The organism is Streptomyces caelestis, assembly GCF_014205255.1.
Lineage (GTDB): Bacteria > Actinomycetota > Actinomycetes > Streptomycetales > Streptomycetaceae > Streptomyces > Streptomyces caelestis.
Genome location: NZ_JACHNE010000001.1, coordinates 1,537,200 through 1,557,193 on the forward strand (window position 1 = coordinate 1,537,200; position 19,994 = coordinate 1,557,193).

At 70.8% G+C, this 19,994-nt stretch carries 18 protein-coding genes; 1 reads left to right on the top strand and 17 read right to left on the bottom strand.

All coding sequences use genetic code 11. From position 1 onward, the window contains the following. Positions 1–17: 17 nt before the first annotated feature. From HDA41_RS06885 to pyrR, 14 genes are all read right to left on the bottom strand, one after another. Positions 18–2,177, bottom strand: a complete 2,160-nt coding sequence (locus HDA41_RS06885) for a primosomal protein N' (RefSeq protein ID WP_184981668.1) — start codon at positions 2,175–2,177, stop codon at positions 18–20. Between the two features lie 172 nt (positions 2,178–2,349). Then, the gene (metK, locus tag HDA41_RS06890; protein WP_059416313.1) at positions 2,350–3,558 is read right to left on the bottom strand and encodes a methionine adenosyltransferase; all 1,209 of its coding nucleotides are present in this window, start codon (positions 3,556–3,558) and stop codon (positions 2,350–2,352) included. A gap of 237 nt (positions 3,559–3,795) precedes the next feature. Beyond that, positions 3,796–4,998, bottom strand: coding sequence for a bifunctional phosphopantothenoylcysteine decarboxylase/phosphopantothenate--cysteine ligase CoaBC (gene coaBC, locus HDA41_RS06895; protein WP_184981670.1), 1,203 nt, complete (start codon positions 4,996–4,998; stop codon positions 3,796–3,798). A 114-nt stretch (positions 4,999–5,112) separates the two neighbouring features. Further along, a complete protein-coding gene (gene rpoZ / locus HDA41_RS06900) occupies positions 5,113–5,385 on the bottom strand; it encodes a DNA-directed RNA polymerase subunit omega (protein WP_003988945.1) in 273 nt (90 codons plus the stop codon). 70 nt (positions 5,386–5,455) lie between these two features. Further along, positions 5,456–6,013 carry a guanylate kinase gene (gene gmk / locus HDA41_RS06905; RefSeq protein WP_184981672.1) on the bottom strand — a complete coding sequence of 186 codons (558 nt, stop codon included), beginning with the start codon at positions 6,011–6,013 and terminating at the stop codon, positions 5,456–5,458. A gap of 58 nt (positions 6,014–6,071) precedes the next feature. After that, positions 6,072–6,395: an integration host factor gene (locus HDA41_RS06910; protein WP_003977346.1), complete on the bottom strand. Its 324-nt coding sequence runs from the start codon at positions 6,393–6,395 to the stop codon at positions 6,072–6,074. Positions 6,396–6,662: 267 nt separating this feature from the next. Continuing rightward, entirely contained in the window at positions 6,663–7,508 is an 846-nt protein-coding gene (pyrF, locus tag HDA41_RS06915; RefSeq protein ID WP_184981674.1) for an orotidine-5'-phosphate decarboxylase, read from the bottom strand. Beyond that, a complete protein-coding gene (locus HDA41_RS06920; RefSeq protein ID WP_184981676.1) occupies positions 7,505–8,611 on the bottom strand; it encodes a quinone-dependent dihydroorotate dehydrogenase in 1,107 nt (368 codons plus the stop codon). Before HDA41_RS06920 ends, pyrF begins: the two co-directional genes overlap by 4 nt. Before the next feature lie 71 nt (positions 8,612–8,682). Then, positions 8,683–12,000, bottom strand: a complete 3,318-nt coding sequence (gene carB / locus HDA41_RS06925) for a carbamoyl-phosphate synthase large subunit (protein ID WP_184981678.1) — start codon at positions 11,998–12,000, stop codon at positions 8,683–8,685. Beyond that, positions 11,993–13,135 carry a glutamine-hydrolyzing carbamoyl-phosphate synthase small subunit gene (gene carA / locus HDA41_RS06930; RefSeq protein WP_184981679.1) on the bottom strand — a complete coding sequence of 381 codons (1,143 nt, stop codon included), beginning with the start codon at positions 13,133–13,135 and terminating at the stop codon, positions 11,993–11,995. Before carA ends, carB begins: the two co-directional genes overlap by 8 nt. After that, positions 13,132–13,701 (bottom strand): PH-like domain-containing protein, encoded by a 570-nt coding sequence (locus HDA41_RS06935; protein ID WP_184981680.1) that lies wholly within the window; start codon positions 13,699–13,701, stop codon positions 13,132–13,134. The genes carA and HDA41_RS06935 overlap by 4 nt, the downstream gene beginning before the upstream one ends. Then, positions 13,698–14,990, bottom strand: coding sequence for a dihydroorotase (locus HDA41_RS06940; RefSeq protein ID WP_184981681.1), 1,293 nt, complete (start codon positions 14,988–14,990; stop codon positions 13,698–13,700). The genes HDA41_RS06935 and HDA41_RS06940 overlap by 4 nt, the downstream gene beginning before the upstream one ends. Before the next feature lie 5 nt (positions 14,991–14,995). Further along, the gene (locus HDA41_RS06945) at positions 14,996–15,973 is read right to left on the bottom strand and encodes an aspartate carbamoyltransferase catalytic subunit (protein WP_184981682.1); all 978 of its coding nucleotides are present in this window, start codon (positions 15,971–15,973) and stop codon (positions 14,996–14,998) included. A 99-nt stretch (positions 15,974–16,072) separates the two neighbouring features. Next, positions 16,073–16,639, bottom strand: coding sequence for a bifunctional pyr operon transcriptional regulator/uracil phosphoribosyltransferase PyrR (pyrR, locus tag HDA41_RS06950; protein ID WP_059420843.1), 567 nt, complete (start codon positions 16,637–16,639; stop codon positions 16,073–16,075). Between the two features lie 266 nt (positions 16,640–16,905). Here pyrR and bldD point away from each other — a divergent pair, with 266 nt between their 5' ends. Next, complete coding sequence (bldD, locus tag HDA41_RS06955; RefSeq protein ID WP_018570201.1) at positions 16,906–17,409, top strand: transcriptional regulator BldD; 504 nt, start codon at positions 16,906–16,908, stop codon at positions 17,407–17,409. Positions 17,410–17,576: 167 nt separating this feature from the next. On the opposite strand, the gene nusB is transcribed toward bldD, so the two are convergent. The 3 genes from nusB to HDA41_RS06970 are packed head-to-tail and all read right to left on the bottom strand — an operon-like array spanning position 17,577 to position 19,745. After that, positions 17,577–18,011, bottom strand: coding sequence for a transcription antitermination factor NusB (nusB, locus tag HDA41_RS06960; RefSeq protein ID WP_184981683.1), 435 nt, complete (start codon positions 18,009–18,011; stop codon positions 17,577–17,579). A gap of 2 nt (positions 18,012–18,013) precedes the next feature. Continuing rightward, a complete protein-coding gene (efp, locus tag HDA41_RS06965) occupies positions 18,014–18,580 on the bottom strand; it encodes an elongation factor P (protein ID WP_059420847.1) in 567 nt (188 codons plus the stop codon). 49 nt (positions 18,581–18,629) lie between these two features. Beyond that, positions 18,630–19,745 (bottom strand): aminopeptidase P family protein, encoded by a 1,116-nt coding sequence (locus HDA41_RS06970; protein WP_184981684.1) that lies wholly within the window; start codon positions 19,743–19,745, stop codon positions 18,630–18,632. Between the last annotated feature and the right edge of the window lie 249 nt (positions 19,746–19,994).

The following is a 19,994-nucleotide window of genomic DNA, read 5'->3' on the forward strand; positions in this document are numbered from 1 at the left end:
GGACGCTGACCAAGGACTCACCCGATGTCAGCCGGATCGATCCGCACCCAAATCCCACTGCCACTGCCGCTGCCACTCCCCCGAGCCATCCGCGCAGCCTGCGCAGCTTTCAGCGCGGCGGCCAGCGCGGCGCCCTTCCCCGGTGGCACCCGGATCAGCGCCCGCTCCCACTGCTCCCCGGGCGGCGGCGCACCCGCCCGCCGCGGTCGGCCCGCGGCGAGGACGGGCAACGGAACCGGCCCCAGCATCTCGGCCTCCGGCGGCAGTTCGGCCGCGTGCAGAAACTCGGCCACCGCTTCCACCGGCCCCGACACGGCCGCCATCCGCGACACCGGCGGAAAACCGAGCTCGGCCCGCTCGGCGAGTTCCCGCACCGCGTGACCGACGGGGTCCCACCGTACGAGCGCCTGGACGGGCCGCAGCGTCGGCTCGGCCACGACCACCACCGTGCCGCCGGCCGGCTGCGGCCGGACGAGCGACGCGGCCGCGATCCACCGCCGCAGCGCGTCCTCCCCGGCCCGTAGATCGGGCCGCCCGAGCATGGCCCACCCGTCCAGCAGCAGTGCCGCCGCGTAGCCGCCCTCGGCGACGGGCTCGGCCCCCGGCGTGCTCACCACCAGCGCGGGCGCCCCCGGCACCGTGTCGAGCACGTGTTCACGACCCGAGGTCCGCACGGGAACGGCGGGGAAGGCCCGTCCGAGTTCCTCGGCGGTCCGCCGCGCGCCCACCACCGAGGCGCGCAGCCGGAAGGCACCGCACTCCGGGCAGTGCCAGCCGCCCTCCTCACGGCCGCACCACCCGCAGCACAACGCGCCGCCGTCCCGCGTTTCCAGCGGCCCGGAGCAGTGCCGGCACCGCGCCGGTGCCCGGCAGTTGGCGCACGCCATGCGCGGCACGTATCCCCGCCGGGGCACCTGCACCAGCACCGGGCCGTGTCGCAGGCCCTCTCTGGCGACCTGCCAGGCGAGGGTCGGCAGCCGGGCGGCACGGGCGGCCTCGTCCCGCGTGAGGTCCCCGTCCCCGACGGTGCGGACGAGCGGAGCGGCGGCGCGTACCTGCTCACGCCCGGCGACCAGCGGGCGCGCCCAGCCGCTCTCGACGAGCTGCGCGGCCTCCACCGTGCAACCCCAGCTGCCCAGCAGGAAGCCGCACTTGTCCTGGGCGGCCCGCAGCAGCAGCACCTCGCGTGCGTGGGGCTGCGGGGCGTGCTGCTCGCTGTGGCTGTCGTCCCCGTCGTCCCAGATGGCGACCAGCCCGAGGTCCTGGACCGGCGCGAACATCGCGGCCCGGGTCCCGATCACGGCCCGTACGGAGCCCCGCCGGACCGCGAGCCACTGCGCGTACCGCTTCTCGGGACCCGCGTCGGCGGTGAGCACCGCGTGCCGTCCCTCCCCCAGCAGGGCTGTCAGGGCGGCGTCGACCCGCGCGACCGCCCGCCCGTCGGGCAGGACGGCGAGGGCCCCGCGGCCGGAGGCCAGCGTCGCCACGACGGCCCGGGCCAGTTCCTCGCTCCACTCCGAGCCGGGCAGCGCGTTCCACACGGCCCGTGGCGCACCGCCGGAGGCCAGCGACTCCACGAAGGCCGCTCCCCGCTCGTACCGCTGCCAGGAGCCCGTCTCGGGCGCCGGGGGCGGCGGCAGCGGTGCGGGCGAGGGGCGCTGCTCGGCCCGGGCGTTGCGCGGCGGCACGGCGAGCTGCAGGACGTCGGCGAGGCTGCCCGCGTACCGGTCGGCGACCGCACGGGCCAGTCCCAGCAGTTCCTCGCTGAGCACCCGCTCGGGCGACACGACCTGGGCGAGGGCGGCCAGCGGTCCCGAGTAGTCGGACTCGTCCAGCCGCTCGACGAGGAACCCGTCGATCAGCCCGCCGCCCTCGCGCCGCCCTTCCCGCACCCGGTGCCGACCGGCCCCGAACCGCACCCGCACCCGCACGCCCGGCTGGGCCTGCTCGTCCAGCTCCTCGGGCACGGCGTAGTCGAAGTACCGGTCGAGATGGAGCACGCCCTTGTCGACGAGCACCCGCGCGACGGGCAGGTCCTTGGCGAGCGCGGCCCCCCGCCAGGTCCGCGGCTTGGCCCGGGGCGTCCGGGCCTTCCGCACGCTCTCCCGGATGAGCGCGAGCTGCTCGGGCGGCGCGCCCTGCGCACCGCCGTCCGCCTGTTCGTTCTCGCTGCTCACGCTTGCATTCTTACCAAACACCACTGACATCCGACGGCGCCCGAGTACCCGTCTCGCCCGCACACCGGACGCACACCGGACGCACGACGAGGCCCGGCGCCCCGAAGGGTGCCGGGCCTCGCGAGGTACCGCGACGGCGTCGGGCCCACGGCCCCGCCGTCTTCCCGGGGACTTACAGGCCCACGGCCTTGCGCAGCGCGTCCACGCGGTCCGTCCGCTCCCAGGTGAAGTCGGGAATCTCGCGGCCGAAGTGGCCGTACGCCGCCGTCTGGGAGTAGATCGGGCGGAGCAGGTCGAGGTCGCGGATGATGGCGGCCGGACGGAGGTCGAAGACCTCGTCGATCGCCTTCTCGATCTTCTCCGTGTCGACCTTGGCGGTGCCGAAGGTCTCGACGAACAGACCGACCGGCTCGGCCTTGCCGATGGCGTACGCCACCTGGACCTCGCAGCGGGTGGCGAGACCCGCGGCGACCACGTTCTTGGCGACCCAGCGCATCGCGTACGCCGCGGAACGGTCGACCTTGGACGGGTCCTTGCCGGAGAAGGCACCGCCGCCGTGGCGGGCCATGCCGCCGTAGGTGTCGATGATGATCTTGCGGCCGGTCAGGCCCGCGTCACCCATCGGGCCGCCGATCTCGAAGCGGCCGGTGGGGTTGACCAGGAGGCGGTAGTTCTCCGTGTCGAGCTTGATGCCCTCGTCGAGCAGCGCCTTCAGCTCCGGGTCGACGACGAACTCCTTGATGTCCGGAGCCAGGAGCGAGTCCAGGTCGATGTCGGAGGCGTGCTGGGAGGAGACCACGACGGTGTCCAGGCGGACCGCCTTGTCGCCGTCGTACTCGATGGTGACCTGCGTCTTGCCGTCCGGGCGCAGGTAGGGGATCGTGCCGTTCTTGCGCACGTCGGACAGGCGCTTCGACAGGCGGTGCGCCAGGAAGATCGGCAGCGGCATCAGCGTCGGCGTCTCGTCCGTCGCGTAGCCGAACATCAGGCCCTGGTCGCCTGCGCCCTGCTTGTCGAGCTCGTCCTCGTCGCCCTCGACACGGGACTCGTACGCCGTGTCCACGCCCTGGGCGATGTCCGGCGACTGCGCCCCGATCGACACCGAAACGCCGCAGGAGGCGCCGTCGAAGCCCTTCTTCGAGGAGTCGTAGCCGATTTCGAGGATCTTGCTCCGGACCAGCGTCGCGATGTCCGCGTACGTCTTGGTCGTGACCTCGCCGGCCACGTGCACCAGGCCGGTCGTGATCAGGGTTTCGACGGCGACCCGGGAGGTCGGGTCCTCGCGGAGCAGCGCGTCGAGAATGGTGTCGCTGATCTGGTCAGCGATCTTGTCGGGGTGACCCTCGGTCACGGACTCCGAGGTGAACAAGCGACGGGACACAACGCTCCCTGGGGTTGCAGCGGCTGCTGGCTGATCATTGGCGGACGGCGGGGGCTGCACCCGGCGCCGTCCGTGGAACAGTTTATCGGTCACGCTTCGGCCACGGCCCACCTGTCTCGCCACTCGGAAGTGCTGTGACCTGCGGCACGGGCATTCTGCCCAATGCCGTGCTGCGTTGGCCAGAGGCGCCACGCCCCGATCGGCCGGGTTTCACGGGTGCGCAGAGCGACTGAAACATCAGCGGAGGCGCTCGACCACCAGGCCCCACACGGTTTCGGCCAGGGCTTCCTTGGGGCCGTGGGGCACCGCGGTCTCGCTGCCGTCGGCGCCGAGGACGACGGCCTCGTTCTCCTCGGAACCGAAGGTCCTGCTCTCCCCCACCTCGTTCACCACCAGCAGATCGCAGCCCTTGCGCTTCAGTTTGGCGCGGCCGTTGGCGAGCACGTCGTCGGTCTCCGCCGCGAAGCCGACGATCACCTGCTCGGGGCGCGAGCGGCCGGCGGAGATCTCCGCGAGGATGTCCGGATTCCGTACCAGGGTGATCGGCTCCGGCTCCTGGTCGTCCTTCTTCTTGATCTTCCCGGCCGCGTACACCGCCGGGCGGAAGTCCGCCACCGCGGCCGCCATGACCACCGCGTCGGCGTCGGCGGAGGCCTTCAGCACCGCCTCGCGCAGCTGCACGGCCGTGCCGACGGGGACGACGTCCACGCCGGCCGGGTCGGGCAGGGCGCTGTTGGCCGCGATCAGCGTGACGCGAGCGCCACGGGCGGCCGCGGTGCGGGCGAGGGCGTAGCCCTGCTTGCCGGAGGAGCGGTTGCCGAGGAACCGGACGGGGTCCAGGGGCTCGCGGGTGCCGCCGGCGCTGACCACGACATGCCGGCCCTTCAGGTCGGGCTCGGTCACGCCCCGGGCGAGCACCCGGCGGCAGACCTCGAAGATCTCGCCCGGGTCGGGCAGCCGGCCCTTGCCGGTGTCGACGCCGGTGAGGCGGCCCACGGCCGGTTCGATGACGAGGGCGCCGCGGCGGCGCAGCGTCGCCACGTTCTCCTGGGTGGCCGGGTGCTCCCACATCTCCGTGTGCATGGCGGGGGCGAAGACGACCGGGCAGCGGGCGGTGAGCAGGGTGTTGGTGAGGAGGTCGTCGGCGAGGCCGTGGGCCGCCTTGGCGAGCATGTCGGCGGTGGCGGGGGCGACGACGACCAGGTCGGCGTGCTGTCCGATGCGGACGTGCGGGACCTCGTGCACGTCGTCCCACACCTCGGTGGAGACCGGGTTTCCGGAGAGCGCGGACCAGGTGGCGGCGCCGACGAAGTGCAGGGCGGAGGCGGTGGGCACCACGCGCACCTCATGGCCCGACTCCGTCAGCCGCCGCAGCAGCTCACAGGCCTTGTACGCGGCGATGCCGCCACTGACCCCCAGAACGACCTTCGGCTTGTCCACGTCTCTCCCCGGACCTCGGCAACCGGCACACCGTACGACTCCATGACACACCACAGGCCCGGCAGTCGGCCTGCCGGGCCTGTGGAAAAGTCAGCGTCACGCTGCAAACAGCACTTACTGCGCCGGGCCCTCGACGGCCTCGGACGTCAGCAGCCCCGCGTTGATCTCGCGCAGGGCGATCGAGAGCGGCTTCTCGTGGACGTGGGTGTCGACGAGAGGACCGACGTACTCGAGGAGACCCTCGCCGAGCTGCGAGTAGTACGCGTTGATCTGGCGGGCCCGCTTGGCCGCGTAGATCACGAGGCTGTACTTCGAGTCGGTGGCCTCGAGGAGCTCGTCGATCGGCGGGTTGATGATGCCCTCGGGCGCGGAGATGGAAGAGGACACGCTCTACCTTCCGATGGATGGGAAAGATTCTGTCGGGGTGATCAGCGAACCCGGAAACGGTCAGCGATGGTCACACGACGTCCACCAAGGCTAGCAGCTCGCGAGCCACGTCCTCGACGGAGGTGTTGACCAGGGTCGTATCGAACTCGGGCTCGGCGGCCAGCTCGGTCTTCGCCGCCTGGAGCCTGCGCTCGATCACCTCGGGCGGTTCGGTGCCCCGCCCGGTGAGTCTGCGCACCAGCTCCTCCCAGGAGGGGGGAGCCAGGAACACCAGCTGGGCCTCGGGCATCGACTCCCGGACCAGACGGGCGCCCTGGAGGTCGATCTCGAGGAGTACGGGCTCGCCCTTCTCCAAACGCTCCTGCACGGCCGCACGCGGCGTGCCGTAGCGGTTGCCGGCGAACTCGGCCCACTCCAGCAGTTCGCCGTTGGCGATCAGCTTGTCCATCTCGTCGTCGCTGACGAAGAAGTAGTGGACTCCCTGCTTCTCGCCGGGGCGGGGCTTGCGGGTCGTCGCCGAGACCGAGAGCCAGACCTCGGGGTGTTCCTTGCGCATATGGGCGACGACCGTGCTCTTGCCGACCCCGGAGGGGCCGGAGAGCACGGTCAGCCGCGGACGTTCACTCATGCAGCGATTATCCAGCAATCCCGGAGTGCCCGGGACTCGCTTCCCCGGAATGCCCGGTTCAGGAGCCGGTGCTGCCGAACTCGCGCTCCAGGGAGGCGATCTGGTTGGAACCGAGGCCGCGCACCCGACGGCTCTCGGAGATACCGAGTCGCTCCATGATCTGCTTGGCGCGGACCTTGCCCACGCCCGGGAGGGACTCCAGGAGGGCGGAGACCTTCATCTTGCCGATGACGTCGTTCTCCTGGCCCTGCTTGATGACCTCGTGAAGGGAGGCGCCGGAGTGCTTGAGTCGATTCTTGACCTCGGCCCGCTCCCGGCGAGCCGCGGCGGCCTTTTCGAGCGCGGCTGCGCGCTGTTCAGGGGTAAGGGGCGGAAGAGCCACGCCTACGTCACCTCGGATGTCGAACTGTCGGATACGGACCGGTGAGGAACCTAGTCGCCCCACACCTGGGGAGCTACGAGCAACACGCTTCGCCCGTTCACTCTCGTCGGAGACTAGCGGGCAAGTCCGCCAGAGTCAGCGAGAACAGCGGAAAAGTCCTGGTCAGCCTTCATCTGAACGGACATTTAGGACATACTGCCCCGGATTTGAGGATGTATTCAGACTCAAGCACGCCCCGGACCACTCATCGGAGGACTCCGGAAGAGGTCAGGAGGAGGTCACGGTGTGACGTATCTCCTTCGCGAAGCGCTCCGCGGCGTCACGCAGCGCGACCGCGTCGGGACCGTGGCGTAGCACTCCCCGGCTGACGTTCGGCACGACGTTGCGCACCGCCGCCCCGAAGACCCGGGGAAGATCGGCCGGCGTCGCCCCCTGGGCACCGATGCCGGGCGCGAGGAGCGGGCCGTTGATGTCCAGGTCGTACGACGACAGGTCACCGAGGGTCGCGCCGACGACCGCGCCGAAGGACCCCAGCGGCTCCTCCCCCGCGTTCTCGGCGGACAGGTGCGCGAGCATGGTCGCTCCGACGTTGCGGCCGTCGGACCGCACGGCGTGCTGCACCTCGCCGCCCTCCGGGTTGGAGGTCAGCGCCAGCACGAACAGCCCGGCGCCGCTCTCCCGCGCCAGCGCGACGGCCGGGCTCAGCGAGCCGTAGCCGAGGTAGGGCGAGACGGTCAGCGCGTCGGAGAACAGCGGCGCGTCCTTGTGCAGGAAGGACTCGGCGTACGCGGCCATGGTCGAGCCGATGTCGCCGCGCTTGGCGTCCATCACGACCAGCGCGCCCGCGGCCCGCGCCTCGGCCACCGACTTCTCCAGGACGGCGACGCCCCGCGAGCCGAACCGCTCGAAGAACGCGCTCTGCGGCTTGAGCACGGCGACCCGGTCGGCCAGGGCCTCGACGACCGTGCGGCTGAACCGCTCCAGGCCCGCCACGTCGTCGTCGAGGCCCCACTCGGCGAGCAGGGAGGCGTGCGGGTCGATGCCGACGCAGAGCGGGCCGCGCTCGTCCATCGCCCGGCGCAGGCGGGCGCCGAAGGGTTCGGGACCACTCATGCCGTCTTCCTCACGTCGGCGCCCACCGCGTCGGCGAGCGTGGCGTACGGGCTGGTGCGCAGGCGCGCGGCGAGCCCCTTGTGGATCGCGCGGCCCCAGAAGGGCCCCTCGTAGATGAAGGCGCTGTAGCCCTGGACCAGCGTGGCACCGGCCAGGATGCGCTGCCAGGCGTCCTCGGCGTTCTCGACGCCGCCGACGCCCACCAGGGTGATCCGGTCGCCCACGCGCGCGTAGAGGCGGCGCAGGACCTCCAGGGAGCGTTCCTTGAGGGGCGCCCCGGACAGTCCGCCGGTCTCCTTGACCAGGGAGGGATCGGACTTCAGGCCGAGCCCTTCGCGCGCGATGGTGGTGTTCGTGGCGATGATCCCGTCCAGGCCGAGTTCCACGGCGAGGTCGGCGACGGCGTCGACGTCCTCGTCGGCGAGGTCCGGCGCGATCTTGACCAGGAGCGGGACGCGCCGCGCGGACACCGTGCGGTCGGCGGCCTCGCGGACGGCGCTCAGCAGGGGGCGCAGTGCCTCCGTGGCCTGCAGGTCGCGCAGACCGGGCGTGTTCGGTGAGGAGACGTTGACCACGAGGTAGTCGGCGTAGGGTGCCAGCCGCTCGGCGGACTTCACGTAGTCCGCGACGGCCTCCTCCTCGGGTACGACCTTGGTCTTGCCGATGTTGACGCCGACGACGGTCTTGAAGACGGGCGTCCGGGAGGCCAGGCGGGCGGCGACGCGGAGCGACCCGTCGTTGTTGAAGCCCATGCGGTTGATCAGCGCTCGGTCCTTGACCAGCCGGAACAGCCGCTGCTTGGGATTGCCGGGCTGCGGCTCGCCGGTGACCGTGCCGATCTCGACGTGGTCGAAGCCGAGCATGGCCATGCCGTCGATGCCGACGGCGTTCTTGTCGAAGCCCGCGGCGAGCCCGAAGGGGCCGTGCATGCGCAGCCCGAAGGCCTCCGTGCGCAGCTCCTTGTGGCGGGGCACGAGGGCGGCCGCGAGGAAGGTGCGCAGGACGGGGACGCGGGCGGCCAGCCGGATCCAGCGGAAGGCGAGGTGGTGGGCCTGTTCCGGGTCCATCCGCTTGAAGAGCAGACTGAAAAAGATCTTGTACATGGTGTCCTCACGAAGACATGGGCGTCCTCACGAAGAGGGGGACACCGTCTCCGGTGTCCCCCTCGGGGCTGCTAGTCGCGGGCCGCGGTCAGGTGTTCCGCGTGTTCCTGGAGCGATCGGACACTCACGTCGCCGCGGTTGAGGGCGTCGATGCCCTGGACCGCCGCCGCGAGCGCCTGGACCGTCGTCAGGCAGGGCACGGACCGTGCCACGGCCGCCGTACGGATGTCGTAGCCGTCGAGCCGGCCGCCGGTGCCGTACGGGGTGTTGACGATGAGGTCGACCTCGCCGTCGTGGATGAGCTGGACGATGGTCTTCTCGCCGTTCGGGCCGGTGCCCTCGGACTGCTTGCGCACGATCGTGGCGTTGATGCCGTTGCGCTTGAGGACCTCGGCCGTGCCGGACGTGGCGAGCAGCTCGAAGCCGTGCGCGACCAGCTCGCGCGCCGGGAAGATCATCGAGCGCTTGTCGCGGTTGGCGACCGAGATGAACGCGCGGCCCTTGGTGGGCAGCGGGCCGTAGGCGCCCGCCTGCGACTTGGCGTACGCCGTGCCGAAGACCAAGTCGATGCCCATGACCTCTCCGGTGGAGCGCATCTCCGGGCCGAGGACCGTGTCGACGCCGCGGCCGTGGATGTCGCGGAAGCGCGACCACGGCATGACGGCCTCCTTGACGGAGATCGGCGCGTCGAACGGCAACTCGCCGCCGTCGCCACTGGCCGGCAGCAGGCCCTCGGCCCGCAGCTCGGCGATCGTCGCGCCCAGCGAGATGCGGGCGGCGGCCTTGGCCAGCGGCACCGCGGTCGCCTTCGAGGTGAAGGGGACGGTCCGCGAGGCGCGCGGGTTGGCCTCCAGGACGTAGAGGATGTCGCCCGCGAGCGCGAACTGGATGTTGATCAGGCCACGCACCCCGACACCCTTCGCGATGCCCTCCGTGGAGGCGCGCAGGCGCTTGATGTCGAAGCCGCCGAGCGTGATCGGGGGCAGGGCGCACGCCGAGTCGCCGGAGTGGATGCCGGCCTCCTCGATGTGCTCCATGACGCCGCCGAGGTACAGCTCCTCGCCGTCGTAGAGGGCGTCGACGTCGATCTCGATCGCGTCGTCGAGGAACCGGTCGACCAGGACCGGCCGGGAGGGGCTGATCTCCGTCGACTCGGCGATGTAGGACTCCAGCCGGGTCTCGTCGTAGACGATCTCCATGCCGCGTCCGCCGAGCACGTACGACGGGCGGACCAGGACCGGGTAGCCGATCTCGTCGGCGATGGCCTTGGCCTCGGTGAAGGTGGTGGCGGTGCCGTGCTTGGGGGCCGGGAGGCCGGCCTCCTTCAGGACCCGGCCGAAGGCGCCCCGGTCCTCGGCGGCGTGGATGGCCTCCGGGGAGGTGCCGACGATGGGCACGCCGTTGTCCTTGAGCGCCTGGGACAGGCCCAGCGGGGTCTGGCCGCCGAGCTGGACGATGACGCCCGCGACCGGGCCGGCCTGCTGCTCGGCGTGGACGATCTCCAGCACGTCTTCGAGCGTCAGCGGCTCGAAGTACAGGCGGTCGGAGGTGTCGTAGTCCGTGGAGACGGTCTCCGGGTTGCAGTTGACCATCACGGTCTCGTACCCGGCGTCGCTCAGCGCGAAGGAGGCGTGGACGCAGGAGTAGTCGAACTCGATGCCCTGGCCGATGCGGTTGGGGCCGGAGCCCAGGATGATGACGGCGGCCTTCTCGCGGGGCGCGACCTCGGTCTCCTCGTCGTAGGAGGAGTAGAAGTACGGCGTCTTCGCGGCGAACTCGGCGGCGCAGGTGTCGACCGTCTTGTAGACCGGGCGGATGCCCAGCGCGTGCCGGACCTCGCGGACGACGTCCTCGCGCAGGCCGCGGATCTCGCCGATCTGCTGGTCGGAGAAGCCGTGCCGCTTGGCCTCGGCGAGCAGGTCGGGCGTGAGCTCGTCGGCGGCCGCGAGCTCGTCGGCGAGCTCCTTGATCAGGAAGAGCTGGTCGACGAACCAGGGGTCGATCTTCGTGTACTCGAAGATCTCCTCGGGCGTGGCGCCCGCGCGGATGGCCTGCATGACGGTGTTGATCCGGCCGTCGGTGGGGCGGACCGACTCGCGGAGCAGCTCGTCCTTGTTTCCGGCGGAGCCGGGCTCGCCGACGAAGGTGAACTGGCTGCCCTTCTTCTCCAGCGAGCGCAGGGCCTTCTGGAAGGCCTCGGTGAAGTTGCGGCCGATGGCCATGGCCTCGCCGACCGACTTCATGGTGGTCGTGAGGGTGGAGTCGGCGCTCGGGAACTTCTCGAAGGCGAAGCGCGGGGCCTTCACGACCACGTAGTCGAGCGTCGGCTCGAAGGAGGCGGGGGTCTCCTGCGTGATGTCGTTCGGGATCTCGTCCAGCGTGTAGCCGACGGCGAGCTTGGCGGCGATCTTGGCGATCGGGAAGCCGGTCGCCTTGGAGGCGAGCGCCGAGGAGCGCGACACGCGCGGGTTCATCTCGATGACGATGACGCGGCCGTCCTCGGGATTCACCGCGAACTGGATGTTGCAGCCGCCGGTGTCGACACCGACCTCGCGGATGACGGCGATGCCGATGTCGCGGAGGATCTGGTACTCGCGGTCCGTGAGCGTCATCGCCGGGGCGACGGTGATGGAGTCGCCGGTGTGCACGCCCATGGGGTCGAAGTTCTCGATGGAGCAGACGACCACGACGTTGTCGTGCTTGTCGCGCATCAGCTCCAGCTCGTACTCCTTCCAGCCGAGGATGGACTCCTCCAGGAGCACCTCGGTGGTCGGGGAGAGCGTGAGGCCGGTGCCCGCGATGCGGCGCAGCTCCTCCTCGTCGTGGGCGAAGCCGGAGCCGGCCCCGCCCATCGTGAAGGACGGGCGGACGACGACCGGGTAGCCGCCGAGTTCTTCGACGCCCTTGAGGACGTCGTCCATGGAGTGGCAGATGTAGGACCGGGCGGACTCGCCGTGGCCGATCTTCTTGCGGACCTCCTCCACGACCTCCTTGAACTGGTCGCGGTCCTCGCCCTTGTGGATCGCCTCGACGTTGGCGCCGATGAGCTCGACGCCGTACTTGTCCAGGACACCGTTCTCGTGCAGCGAGATCGCGGTGTTGAGGGCCGTCTGGCCGCCCAGGGTGGGCAGCAGCGCGTCCGGGCGCTCCTTGGCGATGATCTTCTCGACGAACTCGGGGGTGATGGGCTCGACGTAGGTGGCGTCGGCGATCTCCGGATCGGTCATGATCGTCGCCGGGTTGGAGTTCACCAGGACGACGCGCAGGCCCTCGGCCTTGAGCACGCGGCACGCCTGGGTGCCGGAGTAGTCGAACTCGGCGGCCTGGCCGATGACGATCGGGCCGGAGCCGATGACCAGGACGGACTGGATATCGGTGCGCTTAGGCACGCTGGCCCTCCATCAGGGATACGAAGCGATCGAACAGGTAGGCGGCGTCGTGCGGGCCGGCTGCCGCTTCGGGGTGGTACTGGACGCTGAAGGCGGGGCGGTCCAGGAGCTGGAGCCCCTCCACCACGTTGTCGTTCAGGCACACGTGCGACACCTCGGCGCGGCCGAACGGGGTGTCGGAGACCTGGTCGAGCGGGGCGTCGACGGCGAAGCCGTGGTTGTGCGCGGTGACCTCGACCTTGCCGGTCGTACGGTCCTGCACCGGCTGGTTGATGCCGCGGTGGCCGTACTTCAGCTTGTAGGTGCCGAAGCCGAGGGCGCGGCCGAGGATCTGGTTGCCGAAGCAGATGCCGAACAGCGGGGTGCCGCGCTCCAGCACGCCCTGCATCACGGAGACGGGGTGGTCGGCGGTGGCCGGGTCGCCGGGGCCGTTGGAGAAGAACACGCCGTCCGGGTTCACCGCGTAGACGTCCTCGACGGTCGCGGTCGCCGGGAGCACGTGTACCTCGATGCCGCGCTCGGCCATGCGGTGCGGGGTCATGCCCTTGATGCCGAGGTCGACGGCGGCGACGGTGAACTTCTTCTCGCCGATCGCGGGGACGACGTACGGCTCGGTGGTGGCGACCTCGGCGGAGAGGTCCGCGCCCTTCATCTGGGGGGCTTCCTGCACGCGCGCGAGGAGTGCGCTGTCGTCCTTGACGGCGTCGCCGCTGAAGATGCCGACGCGCATGGCGCCGCGCTCGCGCAGGTGGCGGGTGAGGGCGCGGGTGTCGATGCCGGAGATCCCGACGACGCCCTGCGCCGCCAGCTCCTCGTCCAGCGAGCGCCTGGAGCGCCAGTTGGACGGCACGCGCGCGGGGTCGCGCACGACGTACCCGGAGACCCAGATGCGCTTGGACTCCATGTCCTCGTCGTTCACGCCGGTGTTGCCGACGTGCGGTGCGGTCATCACCACGACCTGGCGGTGGTATGAGGGGTCGGTCAGGGTCTCCTGGTAGCCGGTCATGCCGGTGGAGAACACCGCTTCGCCGAAGGTCTCCCCCACGGCCCCGTAGGCACGGCCGCGGAAGACCCGGCCGTCCTCCAGGACGAGTACGGCGGGAGTTTTGGCGGCTCCCCTGGTGGAGGTGGTCATCGTTCGGCGCCTTCCCTGCTGTTCGTTTCGATCATTGCGTTGATGGCCTCGACCCACTCGTTGTGCTCGGCCGCGTGGTCGGAGCGGAAGCCGGAGTCGATCAGCCGGTCGCCGTGCTCCCAGGTGACGACGAGCAGGCCGCCCTCGGTGAGCACCTTGCCCGCGATGCCCTTGTCGAGCCGGGCCTCGCGGAGCTGTGCGGCCGGGACGAAGAAGTCGCTCGCCCCGGGGCGTACGACGTCCAGCCCGGCGTCCGTGAGCATGAGCTCGGCGCGGCTGCGGGTGCCCAGGCCGTGCGCGACGATGCGGTCGAGCCACTGTCCGGCGGTGGTGGATCCGTGGTAGCGGCCGCTCGTCGTCAGGCGCACGGGGCCCGTCTCGTCCGGGGGCGTGGGCAGCTCGGGCAGGTCGCCCTGGAGCGTGCCGCGCCACTTCCAGCCCTCGCGCATCAGCCAGTAGACGAGCGCGACGAACAGGGCGAGGCCGACGACCCAGCCGATGCGAGCGGCCCAGTCGGTCACTTGCGCCGATTCCTTCTCGGCGGCGAGCAGGAGTACAGGTGTCACGTGAGCTTCCCGTCGACGAGCGTGGCCTTGCCCCGCAGCCACGTGTGCGTCACACGGCCCGGCAGCTCACGACCCTCATAGGGGGTGTTGCGGCTGCGCGAGGCGAAGCCCGCGGGTTCCACGAGCCCACGGTATGCCGTGTCGACCAGGGTGAGGTTGGCGGGCTCACCTGCCGAGACGGGACGGCCCTGGCCCGTGGCCTGTCCGATCTGCGCGGGCTTGACGGACATCCGGTCGGCGACGCCGGCCCAGTCCAGCAGGCCCGTGTCGACCATGGTCTCCTGCACCACTGACAACGCCGTCTCCAGGCCGACCATGCCCATGGCTGCGGCGGCCCACTCACAGTCCTTGTCCTCGTGCGGGTGCGGGGCGTGGTCGGTGGCGACGATGTCGATCGTGCCGTCGGCGAGCGCCTCGCGCAGGGCCATCACGTCGCGCTCGGTGCGCAGCGGCGGGTTGACCTTGTAGACGGGGTTGTACGTCCGGACCAGTTCGTCGGTGAGGAGCAGGTGGTGCGGGGTGACCTCGGCGGTGACGGCGATACCGCGGGACTTGGCCCAGCGGACGATCTCGACGGACCCGGCGGTCGACAGGTGGCAGATGTGGACGCGCGAGCCGACGTGGTCGGCGAGCAGGACATCCCGGGCGATGATCGATTCTTCGGCCACCGCGGGCCAGCCCCCGAGTCCCAGCTCGGCGGAGACGACGCCCTCGTTCATCTCGGCGCCCTCGGTCAGCCGCGGCTCCTGCGCGTGCTGCGCGACGACACCGCCGAAGGCCTTCACGTACTCCAGGGCGCGGCGCATGATCACGGCGTCGTGGACGCACTTGCCGTCGTCGGAGAAGACCGTGACGCCGGCGGCCGATTCGTGCATGGCGCCCAGTTCGGCGAGCTTCTTGCCCTCCAGGCCGACGGTGACGGCGCCGATCGGCTGGACGTCGCAGTAGCCGTGCTCCTTGCCGAGCCGCCAGACCTGCTCGACGACACCGGCGGTGTCGGCGACCGGGAAGGTGTTGGCCATGGCGAACACGGTGGTGTAGCCGCCGGAGGCCGCGGCGCGGGTACCGGTGAGGACGGTCTCGGAGTCCTCCCGGCCCGGCTCGCGCAGATGGGTGTGCAGGTCGACCAGGCCCGGCAGCAGCACCCTGCCCTCGGCCTCGACGACCTCGGCGCCCTCGCCCTCGGCGGACAGCCCGCTGCCCACCTCGGCGATGGTCCCGCCGTCGATCAGCACGTCCTGCGGCTCGCCGCCGAGCACCTTCGCACCACGGATCAGGATCTTGCTCATCTGTCTTACTTCTCCTCGGTACGGGTGTGGGTGACGGCGGGTTCGTTTCCGCCCAGCAGCAGGTACAGGACGGCCATCCGGATGGAGACTCCGTTCGCGACCTGCTCGACGACGGTGCAGCGGTCGGAGTCGGCGACCTCGGCGGTGATCTCCATGCCGCGGACCATCGGGCCGGGGTGCATCACGACGGCGTGCTCGGGCATCCGCGCCATGCGGTCGCCGTCGAGGCCGTAGCGCCGGGAGTACTCGCGCTCGGTCGGGAAGAACGCGGCGTTCATCCGCTCGCGCTGGACGCGCAGCATCATCACCGCGTCGGACTTGGGCAGCGTGCTGTCGAGGTCGTACGACACCTCGCAGGGCCAGGTCTCGATGCCGACGGGCACCAGGGTCGGCGGGGCGACGAGGGTGACCTCGGCGCCGAGGGTGTGCAGCAGGTCGACGTTGGAGCGGGCGACCCGGCTGTGCAGGACGTCACCGACGATGGTGATGCGCTTGCCTTCGAGGTCCTGGCCGATCCCGGCGTCCGGACCGATCAGGCGGCGGCGCATGGTGAAGGCGTCCAGCAGGGCCTGGGTGGGGTGCTGGTGGGTGCCGTCACCGGCGTTGACGACGACCGCGTCGATCCAGCCGGAGTTCGCCAGCCGGTACGGGGCTCCGGAGGCGCCGTGCCGGATGACCACGGCGTCGACGCCCATGGCTTCCAGGGTCTGGGCGGTGTCCTTCAGGGACTCGCCCTTGGACACGCTCGAACCCTTGGCGGAGAAGTTGATGACGTCCGCGGAGAGCCGCTTCTCGGCGGCCTCGAAGGAGATCCGGGTCCGGGTGGAGTCCTCGAAGAAGAGGTTGACGATCGTGCGGCCGCGCAGGGTCGGCAGCTTCTTGATCGGCCGGTCGGCGACCCGGGCCATCTCCTCGGCGGTGTCGAGGATCAGGACGGCGTCGTCGCGGGTGAGGTCGGCGGCCGAGATGAGATGACGCTGCATCTGTCAGGCTCCGTAAGGCAGTTCAGCTGGAGAAATAGGGCAGACGGGGGCGCGAGGACGCACCGAGCCGGCGTACGACAGCGGCGTACGCCTGGAGCGCTACTGGGCGGTCTGCTTGGCACCGAGCAGCACGGTGTCGCGACCGTCCTCCTCGGCGAGCTGGACCTTGACCGTCTCCCGCAACGACGTGGGGAGGTTCTTGCCGACGTAGTCGGCGCGGATGGGCAGTTCGCGGTGGCCGCGGTCGACGAGGACCGCGAGCTGTACCGCGCGGGGGCGCCCGATGTCGTTCAGGGCGTCGAGGGCGGCGCGGATGGTGCGGCCGGAGAAGAGGACGTCGTCGACGAGGACGACGAGCTTGCCGTCGATGCCGTCACCGGGGATCTCGGTGCGGGCCAGCGCACGCGGCGGGTGCATGCGCAGGTCGTCGCGGTACATGGTGATGTCGAGCGAGCCGCACGGAACCTTGCGCTCGGTGATCTGCTCGAGCTTGTCGGCGATCCGCCGGGCGAGGAAGACGCCCCGGGTCGGAATGCCGAGGAGCACCACGTCGTCGGCGCCTTTCGCGCGTTCGACGATCTCGTGGGCGATGCGGGTCAGTACCCGTGCGATGTCGGGCCCTTCGAGAACGGGCCGGGCATCGGACTGCGAGTCGTGCGTGTCCATATGAAACGGACCTCCTTCTCCGCCTCACGGGACGGACCTTAAAGGACGTCGGGATTGCGCCACCCACGGTAGCAGGCCCTCGATGTCGCCCGAACGGCCCCCTCGGATCACCCACTCGGCCTAACGGAATGCCGATACCACGGAAGAGTCGGTGCGGACCATTCGGCTTGACGCGGCAGAGTAACGCTGCGTAACCTCACAGTGAGTTACCAGCCGCGCGGCCTGGCACCCACGCCAGACGCGTCGACACAGTGCCGGGGAGCTATATGTCCAGCGAATACGCCAAACAGCTCGGGGCCAAGCTCCGGGCGATCCGCACCCAGCAGGGCCTTTCCCTCCACGGTGTCGAGGAGAAGTCCCAGGGACGCTGGAAGGCGGTCGTGGTCGGTTCGTACGAGCGCGGCGACCGTGCCGTGACCGTGCAGCGCCTCGCCGAGCTGGCGGATTTCTACGGCGTTCCGGTGCAGGAGCTGCTCCCGGGCACCACCCCGGGCGGCGCCGCCGAGCCGCCGCCGAAGCTGGTTCTGGACCTGGAACGGCTGGCCACGGTGCCGGCCGAGAAGGCGGGCCCTCTTCAGCGCTACGCGGCCACGATCCAGTCGCAGCGCGGTGACTACAACGGCAAGGTGCTCTCGATCCGCCAGGACGACCTGCGCACACTCGCCGTCATCTACGACCAGTCTCCGTCCGTCCTCACGGAGCAGCTGATCAGCTGGGGTGTCCTGGACGCGGACGCGCGCCGCGCGGTGGCGTCCCACGAGGAGGCCTGACCGCTCCGGGGGGGGACAGCAGAAACGTGCCGCCGGGGTGGCCGGAACCACATGGTTCCGGCCACCCCGGCGGCGTTCTGAGGGCCTGGCAGCCCTCGAACGCAGGGGAACGCCGGAGGGCCCGCAGCAGTAGCGCTGCGGGCCCTCCAGCGTTCCGTCTGTCTGTCTCAGACCTCGTCGCGGCGGAGCGAGGGCTTGAGCTCCTTCAGCCGTCCGAGCAGGCCGTTCACGAACGAGGGCGACTCGTCCGTGGAGAACTCCTTCGCGAGCTGCACCATCTCGTCGAGGACGACGGCGTCCGGGGTCCCGTCGACCCAGATCAGCTCATAGGCGCCGAGCCGCAGGATGTTGCGGTCGACGACCGGCATCCGGTCGAGCGTCCAGCCGACCGAGTACTGGGCGATCAGCTCGTCGATGCGCTTCGCGTGCTCCGCGTAGCCCTCGACCAGCTCCATCGTGTACTCGCTGACCGGCGGCTGCCGGGTGTCCGCCCGAGAGAGCCGAACCCAGTCCGCGAGGACCGTCAGGACGTCGGCGCCGCGCTGGTCGCCCTCGAAGAGGATCTGGAAGGCGCGCTTGCGGGCCGTGTTGCGGGCAGCCACGGTTAGCTGTTCACCCGGCCGAGGTAGTCGCTGGTGCGGGTGTCGACCTTGATCTTCTCACCGGTGGTGATGAAGAGCGGGACCTGGATCTGGTGACCGGTCTCCAGCGTGGCGGGCTTGGTGCCGCCGGTGGAGCGGTCGCCCTGGACGCCCGGCTCGGTCTCCTGGACGGTCAGCTCGACGGCGGCCGGCAGCTCGACGAAGAGCACCTCGCCCTCGTGCTGGGCGACCGTGGCCGTGAAGCCCTCGACGAGGAAGTTGGCGGCGTCGCCGACGGCCTTGCGGTCGACCATGAGCTGGTCGTAGGTCTCCATGTCCATGAAGACGAAGTAGTCGCCGTCCATGTAGGAGAACTGCATGTCGCGCTTGTCGACGGTGGCCGTTTCGACCTTGACGCCGGCGTTGAAGGTCTTGTCGACGACCTTGCCGGAGAGCACGTTCTTGAGCTTGGTGCGCACGAAGGCCGGGCCCTTGCCGGGCTTGACGTGCTGGAACTCGACGACGGACCAGAGCTGGCCGCCTTCGAGCTTGAGCACCATGCCGTTCTTGAGGTCGTTCGTGGAAGCCACGGTTGCGGAATCTCCTGGACTGACGTACGACCCCGGGGCACGCACCTGCCTACAGGGCGAGCAGCTCCTTGGTCGTGATGGTAAGTAGCTCGGGTCCGCCATCCGCCTCGGGGCGGACGACGAGCGTGTCATCGATCCGGACACCGCCCCGTCCCGGGAGGTGGACCCCAGGTTCGACGGTGACCGGCACGCAAGCGTCCAGTTTACCCATGGCCGCGGGACTCAATTGAGGGTCCTCGTCGATTTCGAGCCCCACCCCGTGTCCGGTCAGGGCCGTGAGGCCCTCCGTGTACCCCGCGGAGTCGAGCACCTGACGGGCGGCGCGGTCGACGTCCCGGCAGGCGGCGCCGGGTACCAGGCTCTCACGTCCGGCGCGCTGCGCCGCGAAGACCAGGTCGTACAGCTCGATCTGCCAGTCCGCCGGAGAGGTGCCGATGACGAAGGTCCGGCCGATCTCGCAGCGGTAGCCGCGGTACGTCGCACCGAGGCAGACGGAGAGGAAGTCGCCCTCCTCGACGCGGCGGTCGGTCGGCCGGTGCCCGGGCCGTCCGGCGTTCGGCCCCGTGGCGACGGAGGTGGGGAAGGCCGGGCCGTCCGCCCCGTGGTCCACGAGGCGCCTTTCGAGCTCCAGGGCGAGATGGCGCTCGGTCCGCCCGACGAGGATGGACTCCAGCAGTTCACCGAGGGCCTGGTCGGTGATCTCGGCGCCGATGCGGAGGCAGGAGATCTCCTCCTCGTCCTTGACGACCCTGAGCTGCTCGGCCGCGCCGCCGAGGTTGGCCAGGCGCAGCCGGGGGGCGACCGAGCCGAGGGCGCGGTGCCGGGCCACGGTGAGGTGATGCTCCTCCACGGCGAGGGAGTCGGCACCCTGGGCTGCGGCGATGCCGACGGCCGCGACGGCCGGGTCGCCCCCGCCGACACCGGGCAGGGTCTGTACGCGCAAGGCCTCATCGGGGCGCTCCTGCGCAGGGCGGTCGGCCGTCGGGCCGGCGCACAGCAGGAGGTCCTGTTCCTCGGTCCTGCCCAGCAGCAGAACGGCGCCGTGCGGGGCGGCGCCCGCGAGATAGCGCACATTGGCGGGGCGGGAGACCAGCGCCGCCGCGCTGCCGCCCGCGTTGCAGTATTCCCTCAGACGCGTCCGGCGGGCCGCGTACACCTCTGACATGACCCGAGCCTACGAGCGCCGGGGGAATGTCGCCGGTCGGGAGGGCCGAGTGGGGGTCGCCCGCGACGGCTGGGCGGTACGCCCGACCCGTAGCCCGGCGTCTCAGTGTCCTGGGCGTCGGAGCTGAGGCCGGGGCGTTGCGCAGCCCGGCGCGACGGGGTGCCGCTGCGCCCACCCTCCCCCAAGCTCTCGGCTTCGCTCGAGCAGGGGGGACCCCCATCGCCCCAGCGGCACGACTGCCCGCAGCTG